This is a genomic window from Gemmatimonadaceae bacterium (assembly GCA_036273715.1).
Classification (GTDB): domain Bacteria; phylum Gemmatimonadota; class Gemmatimonadetes; order Gemmatimonadales; family Gemmatimonadaceae; genus JADGGM01.
This window is the reverse complement of record DASUHB010000077.1, coordinates 1-5819: the sequence shown is the minus strand read 5'-3', so window position 1 is coordinate 5819 and position 5819 is coordinate 1. Positions and strand designations below refer to the sequence as shown.

Annotated in this window: 5 protein-coding genes; 2 read left to right on the top strand and 3 right to left on the bottom strand. The window is 65.4% G+C overall.

From position 1 onward, the window contains the following. A partial coding sequence (locus VFW04_19045) for a hypothetical protein (protein ID HEX5181436.1) occupies nucleotides 1–214 on the bottom strand: 214 nt, incomplete at its 3' end. A gap of 113 nt (nucleotides 215–327) precedes the next feature. Here VFW04_19045 and cobA point away from each other — a divergent pair. Together cobA and VFW04_19035 are read left to right on the top strand one after the other, a co-directional pair. Beyond that, complete coding sequence (cobA, locus tag VFW04_19040; GenBank protein ID HEX5181435.1) at nucleotides 328–1866, top strand: uroporphyrinogen-III C-methyltransferase; 1539 nt, start codon at nucleotides 328–330, stop codon at nucleotides 1864–1866. Nucleotides 1867–2178: 312 nt separating this feature from the next. Beyond that, the gene (locus VFW04_19035; protein HEX5181434.1) at nucleotides 2179–3327 is read left to right on the top strand and encodes an IS5 family transposase; all 1149 of its coding nucleotides are present in this window, start codon (nucleotides 2179–2181) and stop codon (nucleotides 3325–3327) included. A 281-nt stretch (nucleotides 3328–3608) separates the two neighbouring features. On the opposite strand, the gene VFW04_19030 is transcribed toward VFW04_19035, so the two are convergent. Beyond that, complete coding sequence (locus tag VFW04_19030; GenBank protein HEX5181433.1) at nucleotides 3609–4796, bottom strand: hypothetical protein; 1188 nt, start codon at nucleotides 4794–4796, stop codon at nucleotides 3609–3611. A gap of 359 nt (nucleotides 4797–5155) precedes the next feature. Further along, entirely contained in the window at nucleotides 5156–5476 is a 321-nt protein-coding gene (locus tag VFW04_19025; protein HEX5181432.1) for a hypothetical protein, read from the bottom strand. Nucleotides 5477–5819 lie beyond the last annotated feature (343 nt).

Genomic DNA, 5819 nt, shown 5'->3' with positions numbered 1-5819 from the left:
CGAATTGCAGCGCTTCGGCGTCGCGCACGCCGCCCGTCACCTCGTGCGCCAACGGCACGTACGAGTGTATGGGACGCGGATCGATCACCGTCATGGCGCCGGACGCGAATCGTCCGCGCCGGCGCACGGTGCGATACAGGTACTCGAGTCCGGCGAACGAGCAACCGGCGAGAACGGTGCGTGTCGCCGGCGACGTGGCTTCCCCGGTGGTCATGTCCCATGATCATACGCGTCCGCAGGCCGCGATGCACCTGCGGCCGGTGCAGAGCGCCCGCGTCCGGCGCTCGCTCCGTTGAGTTTACCGGTGCAGCGGGCATTCTTTCAGGCATGAACGCGCCCGATCCTGCCCGTCCACCGTCCGGATTCGTCTCGCTCGTCGGCGCGGGGCCAGGCGATCCAGGTCTCCTCACGGTTCGCGCGCGTGCGTTGCTCGGGGCCGCGGACGCCGTGGTGTACGACGCGCTCGTGAATCCACGCATCGTGCGCGACGCCGCGGTGCGGCCCAACGCGGAACTGCACGATGTGGGGAAGCGGGGCGGCGCGCCATCGGCGCGTCAGGAAGAAATCAACGCGCTGCTCGTGCGACTCGCTCGCGACGGCAAGCGTGTAGTGCGTCTCAAGGGCGGCGACCCGTTCGTCTTTGGTCGCGGGAGCGAGGAAGCGCAGGCGCTGGCCGCGGCCGGCGTGCCCTTCGAAGTGGTGCCTGGCGTGACCGCTGGTGTTGCTGCGCCGGCGTACGCCGGCATTCCTGTGACGCACCGCGGGATGGCGTCTGCCGTCACGTTCGTGACGGGCCACGAAGATTCGGCGAAGCACGAGAGCGACCTCGATTGGGCGTCGTTGGCGCGCGCGGGCGGCACGCTCGTGCTCTACATGGGTGTCAAGCGGCTGCCCGACATCGTCGCCGCGCTGACAGCCGGTGGGTTGTCGGCGGACACGCCGGCGGCCGTGATCGAATGGGGCACGTGGCCCAGGCAGCGCACCATTCGCAGCACACTCGGCGAGATCGTCGAGGCGGCGCGTGCGGCCGGCATCGGCGCGCCATCGATCACGGTCATCGGCGACGTCGCGCGTCTCCGGGATGACATCGCGTGGTTCGACCGGCGACCGCTGCACGGCCGCCGGATCCTCGTCACGCGGGCGCGCGCGCAGGCGTCGGAGCTCGCCGACCGCCTTACGCAGTTAGGCGCGGAGGTGATCGAGGCGCCGGCCATCACCATTGCCCCCGCGGACCCTGCGCCGCTGCGCGCCGCGTTGGGCCGGCTGGACGCGTATCAATGGGTGCTGTTCACGTCGCAGAACGCGGTCGAGATCGCGTGGACCGCGCTGCGCGACTCGGGCGGCGACGCGCGGCGCTTCGCCGGCGTGCGCGTCGGCGCGGTTGGGCAGGCGACGGCGGGCGCACTGCTCGGTCACGGCATCGCCGCCGACGTGATTCCGCCGCGCGCGACGGCGGAGAGTCTGGGCCAGACGCTGCGCGCGCGCGCCGATGTGCAGGGGGCGCGTGTGCTGTTCATCAAAGCGGCCGGCGCCGGCGACACGTTGCCGGCGGCGCTTCGTGCGGTGCACGCCGGTGTCGACGAGGTCGTCGCCTATCGAACCGTGCCCGATGCTTCGGGCGCCGAGGCCGCTCGGCGCGCGCTGGCGAACGGCGAGATCGACGCGATCACGTTCACATCGGCGTCAACGGTTCGGTTCTTTCTCGAGGCGGTCGGCAGCCCGACGGCGACCGGTCGCGCCCGTGTCATCACGATGGGGCCGATCACGAGCGACGCTGCGCGTTCGCTGGGCCTCACGGTCGACGCCGAGGCGAAGGCATCGAGCATCGCCGCGATCGTCGACGCGGTGATGGCCGTGCTGCACTGACGAACGCCTAACGCGAGTTGCGAGCGCGGGTGTCGCATCGCCGACGACAAAGTGATTGCTGTACGGCGGCCGCGACGTCGCGCTCGCAGCGTTCCACCCGATGACGGCGTTGACCGGTTCTGCCCATGCAAGATGTCGATAGACGCCGAGTCCGATGAAGTGGACGGCGTCCCTGGCCTAACGGATACGAGCTGGCTTGGGCGTCTAAGCCGTCGCTCTCCTAGCAGGTTGCGGAAAAAGGCGTGAATTGAGGATGGCGCGTGGGATGTGAGATGGTTAGTATGGCCCGACCTCAACGGGGCGGCGTGAGCGATGCGTGGAAGCGAGCCGCACCAGATCGCGCTGTTCAGTGTGGTGGACCTCGAGGCCCGGATTCCGGCGGGCCATCCGCTGCGGGCGATGCGCCCGGTGGTAGATCGCGCGTTAGCGACGCTCTCGCCGACGTTTGATCAGATCTACGCCGATGGCGGCCGGCCATCGATTCCGCCCGAGCAGCTCTTGCGGGCGCTGTTGCTCCAGGTCCTCTACACGGTGCGGAGCGAGCGGCAGTTAATGGAGCAGCTCGAGTACAATCTGCTCTTCCGGTGGTTCGTGGGGTTAGGCATCGACGATGCGATCTGGGATGTGACGGTGTTCACGAAGAATCGTGAGCGTCTCTTGATTGGGGATGTCGCCGAGGGGTTCTTCGCGGCGGTGCTGGCGGAAGCGCAGGCGGCGGGCCTTCTCTCGCCGGAGCACTTTACGGTGGACGGCACGCTGATCCAGGCGTGGGCGGGGCAGAAGAGTTTTCGCCGCGACCCGGCGAAAGACGCCGCCGTGCCCAAGCATCGCCGGAAGTTTCTCCCGCCCGATGATCCGCGGCGCGATCCGCCGAATGATGGGCCGCGGAATCCGACGGTGAATTTTCATGGCGAGCGGCGGAGCAACACGACGCACACCTCGACGACCGATCCGGATGCGCAGCTGGCGCGGAAGGCGCGCGGGCGCGAAGCCCAGCTCGCGTATCAGGCGACGCTGCTCATGGAGAATCGGCATGGCTTAGCGGTGGCGAGCTGCACGAGCGCCGCGACCGGAACCGCCGAACGCGACAACGCCATCGTCTTAGCGGCGGGCGCACCCTATCGCGCGGTGCACATCACCGTGGGCGCCGACAAGGGCTTCGATACGCAGGCGTGCGTCGCCGAATTGCGCGCCGTAGGTGCGACGCCGCACGTCGCCCAACACGTGAGCGCGCGTCATCCGAGTGCGATCGACCCCCGGACGACGCGCCATCCGGGCTACGCCGTGAGTCAACGGAAGCGCAAACGAATCGAGGAGATCTTTGGCTGGCTCAAGACCGTCGGGCTCTGCCGGCAGCCGCGCTTCCGCGGGCTCGAGCGCGTGGGCTGGATGGTGACCTTCGCGACCGCGGTCTACAACCTGGTGCGGATGCGCCGGCTCCTCGCGGAGGCGACCGCCTAACGATGCGCTATGGACCGCGCCTACGCTGCCGAACGCTAACGATCGCCCTCGACAGACCGGAGCGGCGATCCACCAGACGTGCCCATTCGCAGCTCCGGTCAATCGAAACGCGTACTTCTCACTCTTTTTCCGCAACCTGCTAGGCGTAGCTTCATCGCAATGAAGTGACGGCGCCCCACCGCGCAGGATTGGATGGTTGTGTTTGACTCACCACCAGCGAGTACGTGACTCAGTGGACCACCGGCGCCACGGCGCACGGCGACCTGCGGGATTCATTTCACTCAGTCAAGCGCGACGCCGGCGCGAACGAGGGACGCACGAATCTCGTCTGCGGAAACGTAGTAGCCGAAGTGCTCGGCAGTCAGGCGCCGAAGCGTGCTCATCACCGACCTCTCCTCGTGACACATGGCACGATACAGCGACAACAACCAACTCCGTCCTAACCGAACCGACGCGGTCCGTTGGACGTTGTCTCTTTCCTCGCGATACCCTTCTGCGAACCGAGCAGCCCGGTTGGCATCAACGTGCGCCGTCCAGCGAAGGCCCAGTGCACCGCAGATCGCGAACGACAACTGCAAAGCGTTTGTCCCGTACATTCTGCAGCCCGCCGCCCACCACAGACCGGCCAAACTGCGGGCGAGGGTCGCATGGTTCGGGTTGGCGCCGTCGGCAGCTCCGTATACGGAGGCAGCCTCAGACAGACAGGGCGCTCCATACAGTGCGGGATACCGGCCGCTCCGTTGAACGGCCAGAGCGACAATGCGAGCGCACAAGTCGTATTGCAGGTCGGCGGCCAAATAGCTCACGATGTCGGCCAGCAGTGAGACAATTCGAGTCTGTTCTCGCTCTCTGAGATCTCTAAGGCCAACGCCTAAGTCGATTTCCACCTGTGGGCGGGCAGCAACCACGCCGGCCAGCTCTTCGCGGTAGAGGACCAATTGGCGCAGTGAATTCCTCGCATCGTCCAACTTCCTAACGAAGGCGGCCGGCTCGCTGCCGCTGCAGCGTAAGAGAGGCTGTGGCCACGGACCCAAAATCAGTTGCTCGTTGATGAGCGTGGGCAGCCAATCGGGGAAGATCAGCACTTCCGGCGAGAATGCGTTCGTCGACCGCTTTGGCCACGCGAGTTGAACTTCTATCGATGCGCGGGACCAATCCTCGCCGGGCATCAGCTTGCAAACGAGAAACCGTGCACCCTTCAGCGGTACGGGCCCATGAACCTGACAGCGGTGCCCGTGCGCGGCGAGGAATGGGAGCGGGCTTGCTGAGATGTCCAATACGACGGCGCCGCCCGTCATCGTGCTCGCATGCTCAAAACTATATGTCGCGGTCACCGCGTCGCCGCCCGCAGCAACGTTAGGCCGAATGTCGATCTGCCGCGCGTGAATCGACTGCGCGAGATCCGCTCCAAGCGGCCTCGCCAAGGCTCGAACAAATTTCCCTGCCAACGTCTCCAGATGCTTTTTCAAGCGATGGACACTCCGAATAGGATTAAGGGGTCGTTGCATCGGACCCATACAAGCATCGATGCATCGTCGAATAACGCCACCCGACACGCCACGGCAGCCGTCAACCGCAAATCACATCGAAGTTACCTTTAATTGAGCCAACGGCACCCGCCAAACGCGACAAGGCGTGGATCAGAGGAGTTAGAGAGTCCAGCGATCGTTTCATCAACGCCACAGTTTTCTTCGTTTCGGAACGCGATACCGTATCCGACGACTGCAACGCTGCCACCACTATCTATCTATGCGCTGACGCCGTCGTAGCTCCCGTGTCACTTACTGCCGGCGACGCGGGTCGTTCGCGTTACGTCTACTTCGACGAATCAAAAAAGTGTGGCAATGATCGCGAGTACTTCCTCAATCCCTCCAGCCGCGGAAGCACCTTCTGCTACCGGCGCCGCAGCGGGCGCGACCTCAATTACGGGCACTTCAGCAGCCGATGGAATTTGTACTAGCGTCTCTCCGTTCGGCAGCGAGAACGGCTCAGCCGGTGGAGGCGGAGCTACTCTTGCTCCGGCGCTAATCTCGGCGTCCTGCGCATGGGCCCTCTGCATCTCTGCCGCCGTCTCGGAGGACGTCTTGCCAAACTCGTCCGGACCCGCCTCTTTCGCGGCGTCGGTTATCTCCTCCACCGGATGCTCCACGGGTGCTCGCACGACCGACCGTGGCGCCGCGAGTGGACCTAAGTGAAGATTTCCCAAGATTGTGAGTACCTGAAGCGTTACTCGTATTTCAGTTTGCAACCACCATGGGTCTAACCCAAACGGGTCCGCGTATGTTATCGGGTCATTGTTCGCAAACCCATACGCATTCAAGCCTCCCGCGAGTCCAACGGGATCTTCCTGCGTGAACCGTCCGGTTTGGGGATCATAGTAGCGATTCCGCCGGTACTGATAGCCGGAGCCGTCTTGGCTGCCACTGACGATCGATCCCCACCACGCCGGCGCCGATTGCGGGGCGTGGTCACCGTACGAGGAGGCCGCACCG

Bases quoted from the DNA above. Each gene is read 5' to 3' on its own strand.
- cobA (HEX5181435.1), top strand. From the start codon at position 328: ATGAACGCGCCCGATCCTGCCCGTCCACCGTCCGGATTCGTCTCGCTC.
- VFW04_19035 (HEX5181434.1), top strand. From the start codon at position 2,179: ATGCGTGGAAGCGAGCCGCACCAGATCGCGCTGTTCAGTGTGGTGGAC.